Genomic DNA, 23,300 nt, shown 5'->3' on the forward strand with positions numbered 1-23,300 from the left:
TGTAAAAAAGACTTAATACTAGCCAAATTTAATGGTAGAGTCACCTGCTAAATGGAGTACAGGAGTAAAAATGATTAAAACGCTGCAAAGAATGCCGAAAGGAATAACTGCACTGTATTTTATACAGGCATTTTCTACTTTTTCTTACGCTATTTTGTACTCATCGCTGTCGCTATTCATTACCAAACAGCTGGGTCTGTCCAATACGGTCTCAAACAGCATAGTGGGTTTGTTTCTGGCGTTTAATTATATATTACACTTGTTGGGCGGCGTAATGGGAGGGCGTTATCTCAGCAACCGAACTTTGTTCAGTGTTACCACCATCATGCAAAGCATTGGTATTGTCTGTTTAGCCTATGCTCGGAGCACCCTGTTGTATTGGGGGTTAAGTTGCTTTCTGGTCGGCTGCGGGCTCAGCACCACCTGTTTCAACAGCATGGTAACCCAGCGTTTTCAGCCAGGCGATAACCGACGGGAAAGCGCATTTTTTGTTACCTACACCACCATGAACATCGGATTTTTTGCTGGCTACATCAGCAGCGGATTCTTTGATCAATCAAACCAGTATCAACTGTTGTTTTATGCTTGCGCTGCCATAAATTTGATAACCGTTATCTTGATGGCAATGAATTGGAATCATTTGGCTGATCATGATACGCCCCTTGCAACACAGAAGCCAGGCCAACAAAAAAGAGTGCAATATCTTAAAGGCATAGCCATGACGTTGCTCCTCATTCCCTTGATGATCCTGTGTTTCCATTCAGCAAATATCAGCAATGGCCTTATAGTGGTTATGAGTCTTGTAATGTTCGGTGTTATTTTGATAATAGGCCAAAAGCAAAAAATCATGGCCGACAAACAAAAAATCCGGGCTTTCCTGATCCTTGCAATAACATCAATTGTCTTCTGGATGATTTATTTCACCGGTCCAATGGGTATCACTCTGTTTGTCAAAAATAACGTTGATAAACAGCTATTCGGTTATGAGTTGGCAACCCAATGGCTTTTTAACATCAATGCGCTCGTAATCATCATTGGAGCACCTGTCATGTCGATGATTATCAATCGATTACGCTTGAAAGGATATAATTTTGCGGTTTCCACGCAGTTTGCATGGGGATTTGTCATACTGGCCCTGTCATTTTTTCTCCTGTCTTATGGTGTGACCATGGCTGATGATCAAGGTAGTAGCAGCATCGTTTGGGTAATACTCCATTTTGTGACACAAGCCATGGCAGAGTTGCTAATCGGGCCTGTGGGTTATGCTATGATTGGGCGCATCGCACCGGCAAAGTTGCAAGGCGTTTTGATGGGTACCTGGATGATGGTGTCTGGTGTGGCAGCATCTATCTCTCAGTATTTTTCCAATGCCATGATGAAGGCGCAAGCCACGGATCCACTGTTAACCAATGCAGATTACCTGCATGTATTCAATCAATTGGGTGTTTGGGCTTTAACGGGTGGCGTGTTCCTCTATTTTATTTCAGGAAAAATCAGGAATCTGATTGATGATACTAACACTTCGGCTTGTGCTGCAGTTAACTCAACTGCAGCATAATTGAACAATGGGTCCAGATGACTTTATCTCGGCTGAAATATGCCCTTACAGATATTCATCTTGCAGAACCTACTGAACAGCTTGAAAAACTACTGCCATATAATTTTAATCCTGAAGCACTCGATGGCATGAGAATCTTACCTGAGCTAATGATGCCTGAAAAGATGGAGTTAATTAGACACATAATAATTAAAAATAAAAAGCCGGGTAGCAATACCGTAATTTTACTGGATTTTGGGATGGTTTCATTTAACTTATAATGCACGTTTTCGGTGAGCCTGGGATGAAATAATTAAATTCCCTTGACAAACAAATCAAGAGATCATAATGACATTCAAAATACATTTTGACGCGGGATCAATACGTTACAAGAACAAAAAATACGATGAGGCACTGGTTAAATTCCAGCAGGTTGTCAGGCTAAACCCCACCCACTATGAAGCCTGGTGGTATATTGGCCAGTGCCAATGCAATATCAAGCCACCCAATTACCAGGCAGCGCTCGCAGCTTTTGAAAATGCGGTCAAGGCCAACCCGAAGAGTGCCTATAATTACAGCGGCGTAGCACATGCGCAGAAAGCGCTTGGGAATCTGGACGCCGCCAGGGCCGCTTACGAAAAGGCTTCTGCGCTGGAGCCCAGATTTTACCAATCTCATTACTACCTGGCCAACATTCTCCTGCAATCAGGTGAGCATGCCAAAGCCCTTGAATACGCTAAAAAGTGTATGGCGCTCAATCCTGGTTACCCTGAACAGGGATGGTTAGCAAAAATAGAAACAATTAATGCATTATTTCGTGGAGGGGTTACATTTTACGAGACCAAACCAGTTCGGGACTTTAGCGGTGCACTGCAAAAATTCCAGCAGGTTGTCAGGCTAAACCCCACCCACCACGAAGCCTGGTGGTATATTGGCCAGTGCCAATGCAATATCAAGCCACCCAATTACCAGGCAGCGCTCGCAGCTTTTGAAAATGCGGTCAAGGCCAACCCGAAGAGTGCCTATAATTACAGCGGCGTAGCACATGCGCAGAAAGCGCTTGGGAATCTGGACGCCGCCAGGGCCGCTTACGAAAAGGCTTCTGCGCTGGAGCCCAGATTTTACCAATCTCATTACTACCTGGCCAACATTCTCCTGCAATCAGGTGAGCATGCCAAAGCCCTTGAATACGCTAAAAAGTGTATGGCGCTCAATCCTGGTTACCCTGAACAGGGATGGTTAGCAAAAATAGAAACAATTAATGCATTATTTCGTGGAGGGGTTACATTTTACGAGACCAAACCAGTTCGGGACTTTAGCGGTGCACTGCAAAAATTCCAGCAGGTTGTCAGGCTAAACCCCACCCACCACGAAGCCTGGTGGTATATTGGCCAGTGCCAATGCAATATCAAGCCACCCAATTACCAGGCAGCGCTCACAGCTTTTGAAAATGCGGTCAAGGCCAACCCGAAGAGTGCCTATAATTACAGCGGCGTAGCACATGCGCAGAAAGCGCTTGGGAATCTGGACGCCGCCAGGGCCGCTTACGAAAAGGCTTCTGCGCTGGAGCCCAGATTTTACCAATCTCATTACTACCTGGCCAACATTCTCCTGCAATCAGGTGAGCATGCCAAAGCCCTTGAATACGCTAAAAAGTGTATGGCGCTCAATCCTGGTTACCCTGAACAGGGATGGTTAGCAAAAATAGAAACAATTAATGCATTATTTCGTGGAGGGGTTACATTTTACGAGACCAAACCAGTTCGGGACTTTAGCGGTGCACTGCAAAAATTCCAGCAGGTTGTCAGGCTAAACCCCACCCACCACGAAGCCTGGTGGTATATTGGCCAGTGCCAATGCAATATCAAGCCACCCAATTACCAGGCAGCGCTCACAGCTTTTGAAAATGCGGTCAAGGCCAACCCGAAGAATGCCTATAATTACAGCGGCGTAGCACATGCGCAGAAAGCGCTTGGGAATTTGGACGCCGCCAGGGTTGCCTATGAAAAGGCTTCTGCGCTGGAGCCCAGATTTTACCAATCTCATTACTACCTGGCCAACATTCTCCTGCAGTCAGGTGAGCATGCCAAAGCCCTTGAGTATGCTTTGATGTGCATTGCCCTGGCGCCAACTTACCCGGAGCAAGGATGGTTTGAAAAAATTGTCGCTGCTAATGGCTTCCAGGCATCAAGCCCTACAGCAGATTTAATCGACTTTCAAAGAGAATTAGCTCGCATGGCGCGTTACTCAGGACTGGAAATCGCCATAACTGCCATCAATATTCGTGGCAAAATATATGATTATTTAAATACACCAACAGAACCAAAACAAAAAAAACAACAAGACGATATAGGGAGTATCATAAATCGGGATATCAAATTGGCAGCCGAATTAACCAAGGGAAAAATTCCTGGTTTGAAATACATCAACTTTGTCGTCGACACATACAAAAATGTAGAGGATTCAGAAGGAAAAACACTGGGCGAAAAACTGATTTGCGGTACGGTAAAAACAACTACAAGCTATGGAGTGACTTGGTACATCACGACAAAACTCTCATTACCACCTGCGCTTGCCGCCTTTTCCTTTTCTAAAAATCCTGTTTTGGCCAGCGGTGTTGCTGGCGCGATAGCTGCAGCGGTGGGCCCCATCATCAAGCGATATGTCGCAGACAAATTGGCGGAACTCTCGGAGCATGCCTGTCACGCTGCTTTTGATTTGGTGCAACCCCAGCTATCAAAACCCGCACCTTCAATACAGGTAGCAAAGCCGCCTGCTTCGTCATCAAAAACAGTTGCCCTACCCCCGAAACCCGCAGCGACTGTTACACCAAAACCAAGCTCCAAACCTGCTGTTGCATCATCTTCGCGAAAAAAGCATACAGGACGTGATGAGGGCGAACTCCTAAGGGAGGAGTTTTTAAGAAGAGCCGAACGTTTACAGGATGAACATAAAAAAAGAGACGAATTCTGGAGAGAAAAACAGCGAGAGGCTGACAAAAAGAGAGCCATTGAGGATGAAAAACGGAGGCATGATGAAGCAGTAAAAAGAGAAAGTGAGCGGAGGCGGCAAGAGAGGGAAAGAGAGGAGGAACGGAGAAGAAGTCAACAAAGAATTGATGCATTAAAACGCACTGACTTGGGAAAGGCATCATCTGGCGGGGTGTTTTCATCAAAGCAGCACTGTCCAGTGGGCACCGTCCCAAAAGGACAGGGAATATGTCTTGGAGTGGACATCAAGTTCGGATGAAAGGACTCAAAACGCCCCAATGTGAGCAGACATGACCAACTTTGAATGGGGTAGCTCATTTCCAAGCGCATACACAATACCAAACGCACGAGAGCAGTCATTTGTAGTAGTTCAAACTTGATCTGACAGTTGCCGGTTTTTTAGAAGTGACTGTCAGATCAAGTTGAGGTTCGGCCGGGATCCTGATGAAAAGGACCGTTTCCTGTTTAGATTTCTATTTTGCTGTGGTTTGGAAATTCCGGACAGGTCAAAGGCATGATAGCTTCTATTCCATTTCTTTGACCATATAATAATTTATAAATGAAACACCGTTGATGACTTTGGTTTGTTCATTAAGCACCACATAACCACATTTTTCAAAAAATGGTTTTGCCGTGATGCTTACCTCAGAATATAACCGCTTGATTCCCAGCTCCTTTGCCCTGGCTTCTCGCGCTAATAACAGAGCTTTACCGATACCTTGGCTTTGATGATCTTTATGGACATACCCACGACAAAGACAGCCGGTTTCTTCCAAATCAGCGAAGCCAATAATTTGATGGCTTCCGGCCGCTACGGTAACAAAACTGTGATTTTTCGAAAGCGAATTTTTCCAACTGGTTAAATCTGGAGTCAATGGCGCCCAGGTATTCAGCTGTTCCTGCGTATAGTCCTTGCGGTTAATATGGTGAACTGTGTCATAAAAAAGTTGGTAGATCGCCACCTCATCCCCTGGCTGATATTCCCTAATATAGAATTTGCAAGGTTGAAAAGCAGGAAAATATTCAAGTGGTTTTGCATCAGGCCAGCGTTTTTGCAGTTCAGTTAATACTGTTTTAGCCATAGCAGTCAAATGCAGTAATAAGCGAGTCGAGGTTGCAACGTCAATAAATGCCTGTAGCCGGGAAATTACGCGAGGCCTTACCCAATTTTCCTCTGGCTTCCACAACGCGTTATCTGGAACAGGGCCTGAAGGCCCCACGCGATCCTGTTTCAGTGCTGATTCGATATAGTGAAGGGTTTGTTGAAGGATCCAAAATCCACATGCTTCCGTATAAGCTTTTTGATAAAGCGTGTCATCTTGGGCTTGTAGAATAGTGCGGCTGATTTCTTCACGATAAATTAATTCCATCTCATTGATAATGGTAGAAGGAATCGCTTTGGCACACCAACAGGTTGGCATACTCATGCGTAGATACGTTGCATCCAATAAGGCATTTCTGACAAAGGCCCATTCAAAATCAATCAGTTGTAATTCATAGTTTTCTTCGTGATCAAAAACATTATCCGGGCAGATATCACCATGTGTTAACACAGTAAATGGCCCCGGTTTTATAACCGATTCGATTAACGTTTCTGCTTCATGAATACATTCTTGCGACAACAATAAACCTAGAGTTTTATGCGTTGATTGCAAACGGCTCATTAAATCTTTTTGGACTTGTTCCAACGAATCTTCCCTGGCATCATTCTCGCCATGAATTTTGCCTCTGTACGGGACAAAAAATCATATCAACGCCTCGGTCGGTGCCTCGATGCTCAAGAAGGCCATCACCTGACCAATTAAACTCAAGATATTCTGCTTTGCATTGAGAGCCGCATCACGTAGAAAATCAAGACCATAACGAAAAATACTGACCTCTTTTCTACCATGTTTTTTCATTTTGATCGCTTTTTGCTCGTTGCGCCATTCACCTACTTTATAAGCCCAACAAAAGCCGATGCTTAAAAGTGCTATCAGCTTCGAAATACGCTCCGGCTTTGTAATATGCGTGTCCTCAAAGTTAAAGCCGCGCGATTTCAGGCAGGAAAACAGGGTTTCTATTTCCCAGCGCCGGCCATACAATTCGATAGGTGAATCAACTTCTTTATCTGTTGCAACAATAAGTAATTCACCATCTGTAAGCCGGAGCGCGCTCAACCAGACTTTTTGCTTCCAAAGCCTGCGCTCACCCCTCAGTTTTCGTTGTTCACCAGGCTTCAGATCGTAGAAAAGAGCATCCACATTAACGTCAAGCCCCAAGCTGTTGCTGGTTTGAGTGTTGCTTTTGATTCGAATGCAAAATGAGATCCCTTCACTACGCAACCATGAGAACCATTCGTTTCCAACAAACTCTCGGTCAGCCAGCAGACAGGCAACTCTTTCTTTGCCAAACTGCTCTATAAAACGCTTAAGTAAGGCTATACGCTCTGTGGTATTACTGTTCCCGCGCTTGGGCAGCAAATCCCACATGAGAGGGATGGCTATCCCTTTGTAGGCAATAGACAGCATTAATATATTGATATCCTGCTTGCCCCACTGCCAATTTGTTCTGTCTATGCTGAGATACAACGGCGTCTGGTCAAAATCAAAAAAAGTCATCACCCATCCGGCCAGAGCGGTGAAGCATATTGTGAATTCCCTGAAAAATCGCTTGATACGCTTGTAGCGCGATTCTATTGTTGCCTCGCTTTCAAAGCCACAGGCCAGTTCGCTTAAATTGACCGTTCTTACTTTGAACAATGATACCAGCATACAGGCGAAACAGGTCATTCTTGCCTTGTTCCAACTAAAATATCCGTTTAATATACCGCTCAGCTCGTTGATTTCCATGACTCCATGCCTTTTCCTTGAACAGAAACGCAGGGATTGTCTATTAATCAATGAGCTACTTCAAGTTTTTTGTCCCGTACAAAGGAATTTTGCTTAAAATAGCTTGATATAAATGGGTTTGGCCAAAGCCAGCTGCATGAAAACTTCCCAGAGCTTTCATAAATCGCCTCAGCGCACGAATGGCTTTATCGCGATCGGAGGCTGTCAGGCTATCAACCAGACTAACATGCTTAATACCCAAATCCTCGATCAAAATAAATCGATACTGTTTATCGCCTCCATAAAAATGCGGCGTATTATGTCTGCGTTGCGGTATGATTGATGCAAACTCAAGGCCCGCCCAATCTCTTGCAAAACGGGTATAGGCTTCTTTGTCGTTTTCTTTTTCTAGTAGTGATTGTTTCAAAACCACTGTCTTTGGCGCGTTTTTGCAGTGATGTGCCAGACCAAGTCGTAGAACAACATTTCTTCGATCAGGCTCACTTAAAAATACAACCGAATCGATGTCGATTGTGGTGTTAAAGTGCGCTGACAGGAGTTGTTTAGCCTTTTTAATTAGCTCTGGATTGGCTTGTTGATTTTTTTTCACGCGTGTATTCCCGGATTAAGTCAGTTTGAGCTTTTAACCTGATGTAAAGTGACCGCATTACCCTCAGAATCCAGAATAACAGCCATTCGACAAACAGGGGATGAAAAAACGTCTAATTTGAATTGAACGCCTTGTGATTTTAGTTGCTCAATTAATTTATCCAAATTATCAACTTCAAAAGCAATGCACCCGCCAGCATTGGCGCTGGGTGATACATCTGTGGCTAACGTGGTGAGCGCAAAACAACCACCAGCAGGTAAATCATATTCTACCCAATTGCCTTGTGACGAGATTTTACCTACTTCGATTCCCAAAATTTGTTCATAAAAATGTCGCGCCCGTTCCATATCTTTGACGGGATACCTTGTGAAAGCTACTTTCCTTATCATTTATGCCCCGGGCAATCTTTTTTCAATCATGGCATTATACATTCATTTAACATGCACCACCACAAACCAGAATGCTTTCAAGTAAAACCGATTAGCATTTTATCCCCGACATTTTCGAGGTAAAAATACTAATTTTTTCGCATCCTTCAGTGTGATTTACTCTGGTTATGGGAAAGGTATATTCCCTTGATTTCAATATTTACCGGAGCTTTCTACATGGGATGTTTAGCCGAAGTAATGGCATCTGTTTCTGATGTTAATTTTAAATGCAAAAAGGAAGCGCAAAAATATCTGATTGAGTTTGTTTTGATACATAGTCAATATGATTTAAAAGCGTTGGCAGAAATTCTGGATGTTAGTACGCTGTTATTGGGGCAGGTGCTTTGTGGAAAGGCTTTTCTGGATGAAAATATTGCCAGAAAACTGGTGGAGTGGTTTTTGCTTTTTGTCAGTGATTGATGAAGCAGGCATTCTCAATGCTCATTTGTTTATGGAAATCAGGCATGGACGCCATGGAACGCCATGATGTATAACGTTAACCTGCAGACCCAAATGAATTTTGGAGCGATGCGTCAAAGTCTTTCATTGAAGACATTGTAGCAGACCATCAAAAAGGGTTATGCTTCTGAATTTCCTTTATGAACGAGATACTCAATATGGTCATACTCAAGCATCCATTCCACTTTTACAAGGTTGAAAATAGACATAAATCCATCATTCATGGCTGGTTTGGTCAAGATTATATTCGGGAATTTTATTATGGCGATGGTCTGCAAAATACCCTGAATAATTTGGAGCTTTATTGTCAGGGTATTCGTCATAACGGCCGCTATGCATTTGATCACTGGATTGCATTTTTTGACAAAGAGCCGCTCGGTTTTTTGATGACCTCTCCTGTTGACGATTCAGATGATGAGCTCTGTACTTGGTGCGAAAAGGGCAAGAAAATATCTACCCTGGATTTGCTGATAGGAAACCAGCAGTTTTTGGGGCAAGGTCTGGCAGCCCCGATGATTCAGGCATTTATTCTGGACAAGTGTCAGGACTATGATTTTATTATTATCGATCCTGAAAAAGCCAATGAAAGGGCGATACATGTTTATGAAAAAGTGGGATTTTCCGTAGTAGGAGAATATAGTCCTGATTATAATCCCGTGCCTCATGTGATGATGCGGTTAAAGGTTGATGGTTTGGATCTACAGTAAAACTATAGAAAAAATTACGAACAAGCTGGAAGAAAACAACTTACTGTACTTCGGCCTGTTCTTCTTTGTCTGGCGTTACTCCAAAAAAAAAAATGGTAAGCAGCTTTGCTATTTTTTTACCCATCCCGAACGATAGATCGGGTGGATTATGAAGGATTCAGTCCACCCTTTCCATGCTATCATAACTTCTTTTCCATCAGCATAATCCGGAAGAAAAAAAACGCATAAACATGATGATATCTCTAAGTTAATTTAATATTTACACCATCCATATTATGCCCGCATAATCGGAATTTTTTATGGATTACATGCTTTGTAATGCTCATATAATCCATGGACGGCACCAAAGAGCCAGAAACCAACTTTTTGTGCTCCAGCATGTTCCTCCCGGTCATCTTTTACGTTAAAAAATTTATGACCGGATTTGATTGCTTGTTTTTTCACTGCCGATGTTGAGTAGGGATCATGGGGTATTAAACCCACCTGGTCCATTGCGTCATAACCTCCTTGGAGTGCAGCTATTGTATAACCGGATGCTGAGCAGGGTGGTTGTTCTGGTAATGCAGGTTCCGGGGGATGTTGTTTAATACTTGCAGCAGCATGGCTTAAAAATGTTTCTTTTGCCGTGCGGCTTCCTGGAAACTGTCTATCCCGACCAGGATTTGCATTATCTCTGGAGAAAAATCGGTGGCGACTTGTATCTGTTTTCGTGATATCAAAAAGCTTGACCTTTTTTGTTGGCAAATCACTACCAGCCTTTTGGTCCGGGCTCATTGCCAAAGAAGGGGGTAATACTCTTTCAATATCCTGTTGGTGATGACTACCCTCCAGGAAATTAACCCCAAAAACAGTACTTCCGGCTGTCATATCTCCAACTCCGGGTGCAAAACCAAAGGAAACAGGATTGGGAGCAAAAGTGATAATCGGCTGTTCCACCTTCCCCAAACCTGGAAGTGGGACATAGGGTTGATATTTCCCTTTTGCGTCCTGCAAGCCAAAGCGTTGAAAATTTCTTTCAACCAGATAAGGAAGATGTGATCCCGCGGGTAAGTAGTGCCCTGACAGATCCGTTAGAGCCTTGATTGCCCCTCCTTCGATTGTTAATTCTCCGGCCGCCAATACTGGTTTGAAGCTGGCCAATTGATGGTGATGCAGATACGTTACTTTAAATTGATCCGGCACAATCAAACCAACTCTTTGTGCAACACTTTCTACCTGTCGCGGAGCAATTAATAATTGCCTGGCTGTGTCAATGATCCAAATATAATTATGTGTTCCAGCTTGATTTTGGATTTGTGTTCTGGTTAATGTTTCAAATTTTGGTATGGAAGTTGATGGCTCATGGATACGCACATTATTAAAATGAGGCGGCTGGGAAAATGTGCCAAATTCTATTTTGTTTGCAATGCCATGACGGGCAACGGCCGCTGTGTATTTAACTCCTTTAAGAAAATACCCTGGAAGCAAAATACCCGTTCCCATCTCAGCCAGCATTTCGGCGCGTTTTGGTCCGGATGCGCCCATAAATGTAATTCCGCTTTGTCTGAAGGTTTCACCACGTTGTTGCATCCTGCCCAGAGCATCCTGATAAAGCCCGGGATTTTGTTTTACTACCTGATGCAACATTCCAAAATCTTCATGTCCTGGCGCGTGTACTGCTATCAGTACCGCTGTATCGTGTATTAACTTCGCAGCAGGACAGACGATTTTATCGACTGGATGCGCGATAGTATCGACAAAATCTGAAACAGCGGACTTGACGCCTCGGGTTATGGCCTGTGGGTATTCAAGCTTTGCAAGGGATTGGGAGCTGTCCATAATGCTTTGCGTCGTTGTTTTACGAGCAGGTGCAATGGATTTTTCCCCTGGTGGATTGCGCTTGACAAGAGCCTGTCCAGGTGTGGATGATTTTGGAGCAGATGTGGGTTTTTGAGGCGCAACAGCTGCCCGTTGTTGGATTTTGACAGCAGGTTTTATTGCCGGAGCAGGTTCTTTTGTCAACGTCATTAGGAATGCCTGTTTTAAGGCTGCATCACGTGCATCGTTACGCTTATCCATCAAATGTTTTCCAAATCCGGATGGCGCAGCTGTCGATGTAGAGGATACAGGGCTGGATGCCGCGGGCATTGATGAGCAAGGTGCCGACGTTGATTTTGTCTTTTTCCTGGCTTCGGGTTGATGCTCTGTGGCAGCTGCAAAACACTCCGGCGATGGAGGTTGCAGGGCATGTTGTTGAACCAGATTTGCAATATTCTGGAGATGCTCATGCATCGCCATATCAATCCCTGGATGGATGATTTGACCTTTCGCGATGGCAATAATGCACTGTGTCAGACGTTGTGTGACGCGCGCGAAAAACTGATTTTTCAGAGGCGCTGTTGCCTGATAATCCACGGAAGTTGCTTGCGGCATTGTGGCCATGTGTTGATGATGGAAAAACAGTAACTCGGCTCTGAATTTCCGCGTGAAATTATCGGCCAATTGCAAAATCTTGTCAAAAGCCATACCCATATCGGCAATACGCAGGAATGTCCCCACGTGCTTGTGTTGATTGGCCAGAACCCCTTTGATAATGTGGTTGGCAATGGTATTGGGCAGGGTTGTTCGGTCCTGCATAACCTTTGATGCCATTCGGTCAAGCTGCCCTTGCATGGCAGCATTCCGATTATTCACGTCCAGTTGCAGCATCGCGTGCAGGGCTGATTGGCACTCGGTGGTGCCTAAATTCCTTTCAAGGCGCTTGCCTACGGCATCTTCGATGTCTCCGGAAAACTGGTCCATAGCGACGGTCGTTAATTTATCCACTGCAAAATTGAATACTTCCCTGACCCCGGTATCAATGACGCGCTTGACCACTTCTTTTTTCGCCATTTCCAATATTTGCTCATGATTTAACTGCCGGGCTGTCAGGTTTTTCAGCGCATTTTGACCTTTGGCTGCCTCTGCAGCCACTTCCAGGTTCGCACTGTTTTTCAGAACATCAAGACCCATGGATATCACACTGATGGAAACGCTGCCAATTTTATTGGCCAGATAGGCATTCCAGTCAAAATTACCTGCAATGAGTGCCTTGGCGGCATACATAATATCGTTGATGCCTTCCTGAATCAGCAGAGAGCCCATCATGGGTGCGGCGTAAGACACCAGAACGCCTACCACAATTTGTAAAATACCCAGAAAAGCTACGCACAAGGCTCCGAAGCCACTTCCTTTCCTTTCCCTGAAAAAGGGTTGTATGCTGAATAGATGCGACAGGCCGGATGAATGCAGCTCACTGATTTCTTTCTGAGGCCTTGCCTCAGGATCCGGGAAAAAATCTTGTAAATTCTTGAGTTCGCATATCTCAAAATCGACTTTCTGTTTGGCTTTGCGGGCTTGGTATCTGGCCTGCTGAATGATACTGATATTTTGGTCGATGTTTGCGATTTCAAGCTTGAGTAACTCAATTTTACAATGGATTTGTCGGGCAAAATCGTTGTTAAACCCATTCGTGGTGACGGGATTCAGATTATGCACCACAAGCATGGAGTGCAACTGGGGAATGATGTGATTCTCCAGATTGGTTTTTGCCATGTGCAAATCAGACAGAACATTCTCTTTGTAGTTTGGCTCCTTCAGGAAAATACGCGCCTCTGCCCGATTATAATAAGCCTGAACACCTACTATCGGATCATCCTGAATTGCGCGGGTATAGGCGTTGATGGCCGCAGCAAAATCAGGACCGATACCCTTGGTACCAAAGTTCAACAGATTTCCGTGCTGAACCTGCCGACAAGGATTTTTACGGATGACATCGGGGTCATGACGAACCGTTTCGATAAATTGTTCAAAATCGGCTTCCATCAATGGTAAGGTGGTATCCGGGTTAAAATCGTGTTCAAATTTTTTAGCAACATTTCTGAGCCAATAAGCCCATTGTTCTTCGATACCGCCAATTCTGTGCAGTGCCATGGGGTCATTTTTCAAGGTATTGATAAAACCCCGGAACCTGGTATATAAATCGTCCTTCAACAGCGCCAGACGAATGCTACGCGTTCTAATGGCATGAACCCGGCCTGCCTCCACCTTGTCTCGCCAAATTTTGACCGTCTGTATGGTATCAAGCAAACCCCGATCAGCCTCGTTAAATTGGTGCTGGATAGCTTGTCGGTTGATGATTAATTCAGCCGATCCACGGTTTCCCTTACGGGCAGTGCGGCCAAATATTTGCTGTTCAACCCGCAGATTGAGCGGTAATGTCGTTACAATGACGTGCATCCCGCCGCGCATGTCAATCGCCTTCTCCTGGTGTTTGGCAAAATACCAATCGATACCCCTCGCGGCGATAAGTGTCGCCACAATCACCTCTCCAGCTTCAATGGCCTGATCGGGCATATTGATTTCATCCGTATCATTACGGGAAAAACGGGAGATTTTTTGGCAAAAACCGGCTTTTCTGATTTCCTTTTCCAAAAAAATGACGTCGGCAATCGTTGCAGCAACGACAAGAACCGGCCGCTCCCGGTTCACTTCTTCCTGAACGCGGCCAAGAATGTTTGCCAGCCAGTCCGTTTTTCCCGGCGCCAAAAGGCCTTCGTATTCAATCAGACATCTGGGTTTATACGTCGGGATGAAGGCCAAATCCACCTGGTACATGTCTTTCAAAAGTGCTTGGGTATCCTCCGCGCCCAAGGTCCCTGTCAATCCATAAATTTGATTACCATAACGCTTGCACAGTCCAGGCGTGGACATATAATTACTCATCAACTGAGGAGCACCCATTTTTAACCCATGCCGCAGCTCGAGGAAACTGGAAAGGTAGGTCCAGCGCGAATTTTTATTAATCTCTCCCGTCAGTCGAGCATCGATAGGGTTAATGGTCAGGCGGGGCACCCCATCCAGGTCGCCTTCTGAAATCACATAATGTTTATCCGGGTGATACACGTAATAGGCATCAACCGCGGCATCCGTCAAGTCATCAGCTTCAGTCAGCACAAAATGCTTCAGATGTGATGGCAGCAGGATGGACGATGATGGGTCTTCAATCAGCGTAACAATATATTTTTTAAGCAGACTTCTTGCAAAACGCAGAGGATTATCAATCTTGAATTGATTGTTCCCGTCTGCCGATTGATACACCCATTCACCATCTTTTTTGCTGATGGATTGACCCACACGAACCATCATATGCCAAAGGGCCACCATCAGATGATTGACATATTCCAGCCCCGGATGTGGCTTGAGGATCATGGCCGCATGTTCGGACCTGTCCACCAACAAACTGTCCACCTCGTCAAAAAACAGAATACGAAATGGCCTGTCGCCTCGCGTGATGCTATCGCCTATGGCCTGGCGAACCAGATCCCATTGGTATTCGTTCGTATCCCCATACACCACATTGGCCAAATAGCAGCTCCTCGGGGCTTTCCCATCATGGCTGTGACCATCAATATTATCTGCGACCGTCATCTTCAGGATGGAATAGAAGTTTTGCAGCTCATGGGCATCGCGTTTCGCCAGCACCGTGGAGCTTGAAACCACATCGACAAAATCGTATTGCAGGACTTTGATAGCCGCAAACATGGAAACAATCTTGGTTTTACCTTCCCCGGTTTTAACCTCAGCAAGGCAACCCCTGTCTTCTGCTTTCAGCAACAACAACAAACTGATTAATTGAATGTTGCGCGGCGTCTGTCCGGAATCCAGAACACCGGCACGCATCACCACCGCAACCATCTCATTTTGAAAATCTTTGGAACGTGCTCGGGGTTTATCCTGAATAACGGCTTGTGCCCAAGCCTGGCAGTGCCCCACCTCCCAGTCTGCAATCGGCCTGCCTGCGGGCAGATACTGCGAGTCCTCTGAATAGACTGCCTTCACTGCTGCGAGCGTCGTTTCCAAATCATGGCTGGTCAGTAACGTCATCACATTGGGATTATTGCCGTTCAATGCGTTCAGTTCAGCCAGTAACGTCGGTAAATCCTTCTCATCGGTTGATGTATCCGGGGAGGACGTTTCAGCCTGAAGTACTTCAGGGGATTCAGCGGTTCCCAACATGGACAGAATCTCATTCTTCTCCTTCCTGGACCACGAAACCCTGTTCAAGATCGCTTGGACAAAGTCGTGCGTTTCCGGGTTGTGCTGGCGTGCAACTGATCGCATTTTACAAAACAATTTATCAAAGAGTGTTTCTTTCAGTCGATCACCGGCGGCCTGAATCAACAAGCAATAATTATTAAACGCCAGCTTTCTGAGTTCGGCATTATCGAAACAGGAAAGGACGGCTTCTGAAATGGTGTGAGGGATTGTCTTTAAAGCTTCCTGATCTTCGAAGTTTTTTCCAATCAGTCTGAGCAGACTGCCCGCAACCAATGTCCTTCCACTCGGGCTGATGCGTCCCTCTTTGTCATATTCAAGGCATTGCTCGATGGTTTCCAATGGCAGTGGTATTCCGGTATATTGGACCTGAAAATTCAGCAGATTGAAGGTTTCGATTCTGAAACGATACCGGTGAACAGATGCGCTCAGAAGATCGCTCCTGACACAGAGATGGACAAGTCTTGAAACCACTTCCTGCGACAGGAAACAGGGGTAATCATAAGCAGGTCTGCTTAATGCCAAAATACTTCTGGTTTGCCAGGCAGGGTTATCCGAATTCAGCAAGTCGGCGGCGTAATACATTAATAATTGCGGGTCAACTTGACTACCAAAATCCAGAAAACACAAACAGCAAGCCGCAAATTTTCTGACTTCCATGTCAGGATCATTCATCAGTTGCAATAACTGCGGCAAAAATAGTTCCTGAAGGTCAGCAAGCGGATAATTCCTGGCTTCATCACAGTATCGTATGCAGTAACTTTCATAAACCGCTATGAGTATGGCCTGAGTTGCAAGAAGCCTGATTTCTGATTGTTTACTCTGTGATAAAATCATTAACAGATTATGAATGTCAGATAGCGAGCTATTTTTAGAACAATGAGAATTAATGATTTCCTGAAGTTTTGATAAAAAAACATGCATGCATCTTTCGTATTTTTTTTGTCCATCCCGAAGAAACAACTCGACTTCGAATAACACAAAAAGCAATTTTAGAGCATCCTCAAATTGATAAAAATACCTCTGTACGGGACAAAAAATCATATCAACGCCTCGGTCGGTGCCTCGATGCTCAAGAAGGCCATCACCTGACCAATTAAACTCAAGATATTCTGCTTTGCATTGAGAGCCGCATCACGTAGAAAATCAAGACCATAACGAAAAATACTGACCTCTTTTCTACCATGTTTTTTCATTTTGATCGCTTTTTGCTCGTTGCGCCATTCACCTACTTTATAAGCCCAACAAAAGCCGATGCTTAAAAGTGCTATCAGCTTCGAAATACGCTCCGGCTTTGTAATATGCGTGTCCTCAAAGTTAAAGCCGCGCGATTTCAGGCAGGAAAACAGGGTTTCTATTTCCCAGCGCCGGCCATACAATTCGATAGGTGAATCAACTTCTTTATCTGTTGCAACAATAAGTAATTCACCATCTGTAAGCCGGAGCGCGCTCAACCAGACTTTTTGCTTCCAAAGCCTGCGCTCACCCCTCAGTTTTCGTTGTTCACCAGGCTTCAGATCGTAGAAAAGAGCATCCACATTAACGTCAAGCCCCAAGCTGTTGCTGGTTTGAGTGTTGCTTTTGATTCGAATGCAAAATGAGATCCCTTCACTACGCAACCATGAGAACCATTCGTTTCCAACAAACTCTCGGTCAGCCAGCAGACAGGCAACTCTTTCTTTGCCAAACTGCTCTATAAAACGCTTAAGTAAGGCTATACGCTCTGTGGTATTACTGTTCCCGCGCTTGGGCAGCAAATCCCACATGAGAGGGATGGCTATCCCTTTGTAGGCAATAGACAGCATTAATATATTGATATCCTGCTTGCCCCACTGCCAATTTGTTCTGTCTATGCTGAGATACAACGGCGTCTGGTCAAAATCAAAAAAAGTCATCACCCATCCGGCCAGAGCGGTGAAGCATATTGTGAATTCCCTGAAAAATCGCTTGATACGCTTGTAGCGCGATTCTATTGTTGCCTCGCTTTCAAAGCCACAGGCCAGTTCGCTTAAATTGACCGTTCTTACTTTGAACAATGATACCAGCATACAGGCGAAACAGGTCATTCTTGCCTTGTTCCAACTAAAATATCCGTTTAATATACCGCTCAGCTCGTTGATTTCCATGACTCCATGCCTTTTCCTTGAACAGAAACGCAGGGATTGTCTATTAATCAATGAGCTACTTCAAGTTTTTTGTCCCGTACAAAGTAAAAATACATTGCGCAATCGAAAATTTTAGTCAATTTTGTCGCTGCATTTTCCTCCGGGTTCACAAATCGAACCGGAATTAATGAACTCAAGAGAGTGAAACGCATATCCATCAAGGACATTTTGGAATCGGATTGTGCCAGTGACTGAAATACGACATCCAGCATGGGAGTTAAGGTACCTCGCTTTCCGTAGACAATCACCTCTACTTTGACCAGAAGGACCAAACACGTGCTGGTGGCCATGGTTTTTAATTCTGGCACCTGCAATTGTTGCAGTACAAAGTCGAGTATGGACGCTTTCAAAAAGTCTTTATGTCGCGCATAATGTGCGCGGACTAACTGTATCCGTTGTTTTTGTATACTTGTTTTATCCTCCTCACTGGCACCTGTGACGGGGGTCAGCAAAATCTCTTCAAGGTGTTTTATGTGAACAGGTTTGGCCCAATCCTGTACTTCGAGATTGGATAACAGGGCTACAACGATGTATTTATTCCAGGACGCACCTGCGGTTTCCAACAGCTGTTTGCTATATTCAGAAAGGGACGCCAAGTCAGGAAATGTATGTTCGGCCAGGAAGCACAAACAGCACGCAGCCCAATTTCTGAGGGTCAGATTGGAGTCTTCCAGACTTTGGATGAGTGCGGGCAGGCAAATAGCCCGCATATCTGAAAGTTTCTCCATACGATAGCAGGTAAAAGCCATTAAAACCAAAGCCTGAAGCGCAAACAACCTGATTCCCTCTTTGGAGTGTTCCAGGAGTGTTATCAGGAGATTTTGTACTGGCTGCAAGGATTTTTGCGCACTGATAAATTGATAGACCATTTCAGAAAAAGGATTCAGAAAACGGAGTCCTTCTGAGCTTTCTATACTGGCAAAAATCGTATATCTTTCGATCAGCGAATCCCTGGAAAAATCACTACTGGCACCATCGGAATAGACCGGGGTATTCGAGCTGCCATCCTCATGTTTTTGAAAGTTTATGATAATCAGTTCAAGCAGGGATTCCGACACCAGTATTTTATCAGACTTGTCGGCACCCACCATATCCGGAAAACGAAGGCATTTTTCAATGATTTCCAACGAAAGAGGTGAGCAGGAATATTGTACCTGGTAGTTCAGCAAAAACAGCGCTTCGTTGATATCCCAAAAATCAAGCAAGCCGGGCTCAAGGCACAGGTCTACAAGTCTCGAAACCGCTGCCTGCGACAGTAAGTACTGATAGTTGTAAGGTAGCCTGGTTAATGCCAGAATGCCTCTTGTTTTCCAGTCCGGGTTGTTTGATTCCAGTACCTCTTCTGCGTAACTGGTCACCAATTGTGGGTCAACAAGCCCGCTTTTATCAAAAAAGCACAAACTACAGGCCACCCATTTTCTGATCTCCAGGTTTTTGCCGTTTAATTGTTCCAACAATACTGGCATAAACAGCGACTGAAGATCAGTAAGTGGATAATGATCTTTCTGAAAAACATGAGTGGTTAAATAGCTCTCTGAGATTGCCGTGAGAATGATCTGTGCGGAAAACAGTTTTATGTCCGGCTGTGGATGCTGCAAGAATGTGACAAATAGCGTATGAATGTTTGACAGGGACTTATTTTTCGAATGATGAATACCCAAAACCTCTATGAAATAGGTCAAATAATAGTCCATACATTCTTTGATTACCGGAGCCAGGGGACTATTTTCTGTTTTGGCAAGCATATCATGACGAAGATATTCAGAAATGATGGTCAACACCCCATCAAGTGCAAATAATCTGATTTCATCATCCGGGTTGGCCAGCAATTCCACTAACACACGTTGAATTTTTCGCAGTGATTTTCGCTTGTTGAGCAACCAGTGGATGTTTTCTTGTAAGCAGGATTGATAATTCAAGCCTTGTGAGCTCGTCATTCTTATGAATGAATACAGTCTTTCCAGTGCATTTTTCTTTGCTTCCGGAGTGCCTGGTAGTGGCTTTCCGAGGAATGCGGCCATCAAATGTGTTAAATCCAGTTTTAGATCTCTTTCAGAATAAGTTTCTTCCGAAGACAGGATTTCGAATTTCAACCGCATAAAATAACCTCATTGGTAAAAACTCAGTCCGTTTTTTGAAGGATAAAACGCTTCTTGAATATAGACTGATTCAAAATTTTATCTACATTTCCATTTGAGGATAAAACGCAAAGGGTGACGCTGATATCCATATTCTTTGTTCAATCAGAAAATACCTGGAAAAAATTACCGCATTATCGTTGATTTTGTTGAGTCGCTAGTTGCTTATCCAAATCTTCCAATACTGGTATATCAATTTTTTTGGCCTGTTGCATTCTTCTTGCTCGCTCTTCAAGTGTGAATAATCGCGGTGAATAGCTACTTGAGGCAGGAGCTTCCATGTTTTTTAATTGACTTTTCTTGGGAGTCTCATAGATTGGCTCAGCAAATGCCTTCTGAAATAGGACAAGTGATCTTCTTATCATTTTGCTTCCTCTAAACTGCATATTGTATATGTTTCCCGCATTTTATTTAACATGAAGGTTTTTATCAATACAGTAGAATTACGGTAGTTAAATAAAATCAAGGATAAGTATTTTCTTAAAGCGTGTCATAGTCATGATCACGATAACTGATCTGGTTGGGTTATTACGGTTTCCATTGTTAGTATATTATTACCCCAAAAAATAACATATTTTGCACATTATGGATTTGAAGAATTCATTTGTGATACAATTGTCGTCAGTGAGTACCATATTTAAATTATGAATATGATGAATAATCCAACAATTATTGCCATCGTAAAAACCTTCAAAGAAGGTGCTTGCCCGGCTTTGCAAGAGCTTTGTAAACCATTGGAACGGACAGGTATTAATTCATTTTTCTACTCCAAATTTATTGATGGCAATCGTGTTAATTTAATTAGTAACAATGGATTATGGTTAGATCATCTCCAAAAATGCCTTGCAAATTATAAGAGTGTTTTTGAGAATAGCTTTCATTTTAAACCCGGATTTTCCATTGATTATATGGATTATTTTCCTAAAACCGCTATGCATAAGGATATGTCTGAATTTAGCATGAATAATGCCATATACCTGACTAACGTTTCTTCAGACAGGAAATTCAGTGAAGTATTCATTTTTGCAACGGAGGAGAAGGAGTCCAATATGCAATTGGAAGCACATATCAATTACTTTAATGAGTTTTGTTTTTTATTTAAGGATACAGCAAGGAAGATAATTCAAAAAACGCAAGTTAATGAACAGGAATTGCAGTTTTGTAATGCCAATCAATTGCCACCTTATGGAGAGTCAAAATTTCCCACTTTAGCTCAACGTTATTACCTTGGCGCCCCTCATGATGATTGCTATTTAACAAACAGGGAATTTATTTATTTGAAAAAATACCTGCATGGACTATCTGCAAAAGAAATAGGTAATTTATTTAACTTATCCGCAAGGACCGTTGAATCTCGTTTAGCTATTATTAAACAAAAGCTTGATTGCAAGAATAAATCGGAGCTGTTGGAGTGCGTTATTCATTCTCAGTTATTTTATCCAATTTTTTTGAACGATCGCGGCAAATCAAAATCTTAATGAATTATCATCTTCATGTATCTTATCTTCCGTACTACTCGCTGCAGCAGTTGGTGGCGAACGAGGTATTCTGGCTTTAAAGCTTTGCATTATTTCTTGTGCCTGTATTAGTGTTTCAGCTGATGGTTGCAATGCCGTTGAAGTCGGTTCCACGGAACTGGCCGCAATATTGCCTTCTACTTCAAATTCAGGATGCACGATTGCCGAACCCGAGAAATGTCCTTGTTCAGCGGTTTCTGATGAGACTCGTTCTAATACGGGTAATAAAGCTGGTAAAGATTGTTCTAACTCTGCATTCCATGCTAAATATTCATGCCCATGCGGACCTGAGTGTAATGTTATGTTGAGTTTATCACTCAGCTCCGTTGCATATTCAATATTCGCATTAGCAGCTGCATGGTTAGGGTGTTCAAACGTGCCACAGCTTAAATATATATTTCTCCCTGTTAGCATTTCTCCTGGTATTTTACTTAGTATGGCTCGATTGTCGGGTGAAGGTGATTGCGCTATTACCGCACCAAAAAGATCGGGGCGTTTTGAACCGATATAGACCGTTGCGGTTCCGCTTAAGCTTGCTCCTGTCATGATTCTATGATTTGGGTCGTCAGGAATGCTTATTTCTGTTTCTAACTGAGGGAATAGTTTATTGGCTATAAAATCCGTGTATTCATCAATTCCATGTTTATAGTCAATCAGCCTGACCCCCATACCGGGTAAGTCTTTGGATGGGTCCTTGTTAAACAACTTGGCTGCCTTGGGGGATAACGTTTTTTTTAATCCAGGTAACGTGTTAACAAACACCAAAGCCGTGTCAGGCGATAGTTTTTTTTCATCTACCATTTTTTCAAACTGATCCATACGACCTGTTAATAAAGAAGGTATTCCATCATTAACCACAATGAGATTGTCTATTTTCCCGGAAGCAGGTTTAAACACCTGTATGGCACGAGTAAAGTTGGCATAAGGTGAATCAGGTTTATCAGAAAAATATAAATCGTCATGATACTGAGCTGTCACTGGCGCATCACTACGATGCAAATCACCAGCTTGATCGGAATACAGCGTAGCATGATGGTTGAAGTGCCTTGTATTATTTGGTGTTTCTGTGCTCAACAAGCCAGGCCAGTTTATTGGCTTGCCTGGAAGATGAGCATGCTCTGAATCAGCGCTTACACGGAATATTCTACCTGAGCTATCGAAACCAGGATAGGGAGACGTATGAGTGCTATATTCATCTTTAGCTCCCATTTGTGGTATTTCTGGAAAATAAGTAGTGGTGCTATGAGGAATTAATTCTGTACTATCCTCAAAAAATGGCGAACGCTCGGGCACGGGTTGTTTATCTCGGTGACCAGGTTCTACCTGAATATATTGATACGCTAATATGGACTCTTTGGGGATTTCATAACTGCGGCACATTATTCCGGTATCTGGAAGTTCTGATACTCGTTGCTTGTCACCAGTAGCGCCATAGCCATGAAAATCACCTTGCAGATACAGATCCTTTTTAGTGCCAGCCACCTCCGTGCTGTCCATAACGTTTTCTTTTGGCAATAAAAAATAAACATTACAATTCAGCTCTGAATCCAGGCTATCTTCTATAATTGGTGTTCCACCTATGGCTTTAACTTGTTCCCAAAATAGTTTGGAGATCTCATCTTTTTGTTCTTTTGTAGGCAAATCTTTGCAATAATCACTGAATTTGTTTAAAAAATCTTGAAATGTGGGAGTGATAGCATCTCTGGAATAATCCCACAAAAATTTTTTAGGTAGAGGCTCCTTACCAGTAGCATCTTGCAGTTTTTCAATGAATTTTTGGGCGATTGTCATTATAAACACCAATTAACAGGCAGATTTTTATCTAATTATAGTGCATTTTTTTGCTATACTTATTGACAGCGAT

General features: G+C 43.5%; 15 protein-coding genes. 6 read left to right on the forward strand and 9 right to left on the reverse strand.

Features of this window, described 5'->3' with window-relative positions; all coding sequences use genetic code 11:
- Positions 1-70 precede the first annotated feature (70 nt).
- From E4T54_RS09115 to E4T54_RS09125, 3 genes are all read left to right on the forward strand, one after another.
- Complete coding sequence (locus tag E4T54_RS09115; RefSeq protein ID WP_058387084.1) at positions 71-1,558, forward strand: peptide MFS transporter; 1,488 nt, start codon at positions 71-73, stop codon at positions 1,556-1,558.
- Between the two features lie 17 nt (positions 1,559-1,575).
- On the forward strand, positions 1,576-1,818 hold the full coding sequence (locus E4T54_RS09120) for a hypothetical protein (protein WP_058387085.1): 243 nt from the start codon (positions 1,576-1,578) through the stop codon (positions 1,816-1,818).
- A gap of 67 nt (positions 1,819-1,885) precedes the next feature.
- Positions 1,886-4,786 (forward strand): tetratricopeptide repeat protein, encoded by a 2,901-nt coding sequence (locus E4T54_RS09125; RefSeq protein ID WP_135100410.1) that lies wholly within the window; start codon positions 1,886-1,888, stop codon positions 4,784-4,786.
- Positions 4,787-5,051: 265 nt separating this feature from the next.
- Here E4T54_RS09125 and E4T54_RS12100 read toward each other — a convergent pair whose 3' ends face one another.
- Genes E4T54_RS12100 through E4T54_RS09145 form a run of 4 tightly spaced genes read right to left on the reverse strand, consistent with a single transcriptional unit; the run spans position 5,052 to position 8,336 of the window.
- Entirely contained in the window at positions 5,052-6,215 is a 1,164-nt protein-coding gene (locus tag E4T54_RS12100) for a GNAT family N-acetyltransferase (protein ID WP_238582791.1), read from the reverse strand.
- 57 nt (positions 6,216-6,272) lie between these two features.
- Positions 6,273-7,358 (reverse strand): IS4 family transposase, encoded by a 1,086-nt coding sequence (locus tag E4T54_RS09135; RefSeq protein WP_115152790.1) that lies wholly within the window; start codon positions 7,356-7,358, stop codon positions 6,273-6,275.
- Positions 7,359-7,413: 55 nt separating this feature from the next.
- A complete protein-coding gene (locus tag E4T54_RS09140) occupies positions 7,414-7,947 on the reverse strand; it encodes a hypothetical protein (RefSeq protein WP_115152848.1) in 534 nt (177 codons plus the stop codon).
- 20 nt (positions 7,948-7,967) lie between these two features.
- Positions 7,968-8,336 (reverse strand): VOC family protein, encoded by a 369-nt coding sequence (locus E4T54_RS09145; protein WP_115152847.1) that lies wholly within the window; start codon positions 8,334-8,336, stop codon positions 7,968-7,970.
- 216 nt (positions 8,337-8,552) lie between these two features.
- Here E4T54_RS09145 and E4T54_RS09150 point away from each other — a divergent pair, with 216 nt between their 5' ends.
- Both E4T54_RS09150 and E4T54_RS09155 read left to right on the forward strand, forming a co-directional pair.
- Positions 8,553-8,795 (forward strand): hypothetical protein, encoded by a 243-nt coding sequence (locus E4T54_RS09150; RefSeq protein ID WP_115152846.1) that lies wholly within the window; start codon positions 8,553-8,555, stop codon positions 8,793-8,795.
- A 179-nt stretch (positions 8,796-8,974) separates the two neighbouring features.
- A complete protein-coding gene (locus E4T54_RS09155) occupies positions 8,975-9,541 on the forward strand; it encodes a GNAT family N-acetyltransferase (protein ID WP_115152845.1) in 567 nt (188 codons plus the stop codon).
- A gap of 297 nt (positions 9,542-9,838) precedes the next feature.
- On the opposite strand, the gene E4T54_RS09160 is transcribed toward E4T54_RS09155, so the two are convergent.
- The 4 genes from E4T54_RS09160 to E4T54_RS09175 all read right to left on the reverse strand — a co-directional run bounded on the left by E4T54_RS09160 (position 9,839) and on the right by E4T54_RS09175 (position 20,284).
- A complete protein-coding gene (locus E4T54_RS09160; protein WP_115152844.1) occupies positions 9,839-16,660 on the reverse strand; it encodes a hypothetical protein in 6,822 nt (2,273 codons plus the stop codon).
- Positions 16,657-17,742, reverse strand: coding sequence for an IS4 family transposase (locus E4T54_RS09165; protein ID WP_115152790.1), 1,086 nt, complete (start codon positions 17,740-17,742; stop codon positions 16,657-16,659). The genes E4T54_RS09160 and E4T54_RS09165 overlap by 4 nt, the downstream gene beginning before the upstream one ends.
- Positions 17,743-17,789: 47 nt before the next feature.
- Positions 17,790-19,880 (reverse strand): HEAT repeat domain-containing protein, encoded by a 2,091-nt coding sequence (locus tag E4T54_RS09170; protein WP_058387101.1) that lies wholly within the window; start codon positions 19,878-19,880, stop codon positions 17,790-17,792.
- 173 nt (positions 19,881-20,053) lie between these two features.
- Positions 20,054-20,284 (reverse strand): hypothetical protein, encoded by a 231-nt coding sequence (locus tag E4T54_RS09175; RefSeq protein ID WP_058387100.1) that lies wholly within the window; start codon positions 20,282-20,284, stop codon positions 20,054-20,056.
- A gap of 285 nt (positions 20,285-20,569) precedes the next feature.
- On the opposite strand from E4T54_RS09175, the gene E4T54_RS09180 reads away from it, so the two are divergent.
- The gene (locus tag E4T54_RS09180) at positions 20,570-21,397 is read left to right on the forward strand and encodes a helix-turn-helix transcriptional regulator (RefSeq protein ID WP_167755245.1); all 828 of its coding nucleotides are present in this window, start codon (positions 20,570-20,572) and stop codon (positions 21,395-21,397) included.
- Here E4T54_RS09180 and E4T54_RS09185 read toward each other — a convergent pair.
- Positions 21,386-23,227: an alpha/beta hydrolase gene (locus tag E4T54_RS09185; RefSeq protein ID WP_058387098.1), complete on the reverse strand. Its 1,842-nt coding sequence runs from the start codon at positions 23,225-23,227 to the stop codon at positions 21,386-21,388. The two genes, E4T54_RS09180 and E4T54_RS09185, sit on opposite strands and share 12 nt — an antisense overlap.
- Positions 23,228-23,300: the final 73 nt, after the last annotated feature.

Origin of the sequence: Legionella geestiana, from assembly GCF_004571195.1 — a bacterium.
In the GTDB taxonomy this organism is placed as follows: domain Bacteria; phylum Pseudomonadota; class Gammaproteobacteria; order Legionellales; family Legionellaceae; genus Legionella_B; species Legionella_B geestiana.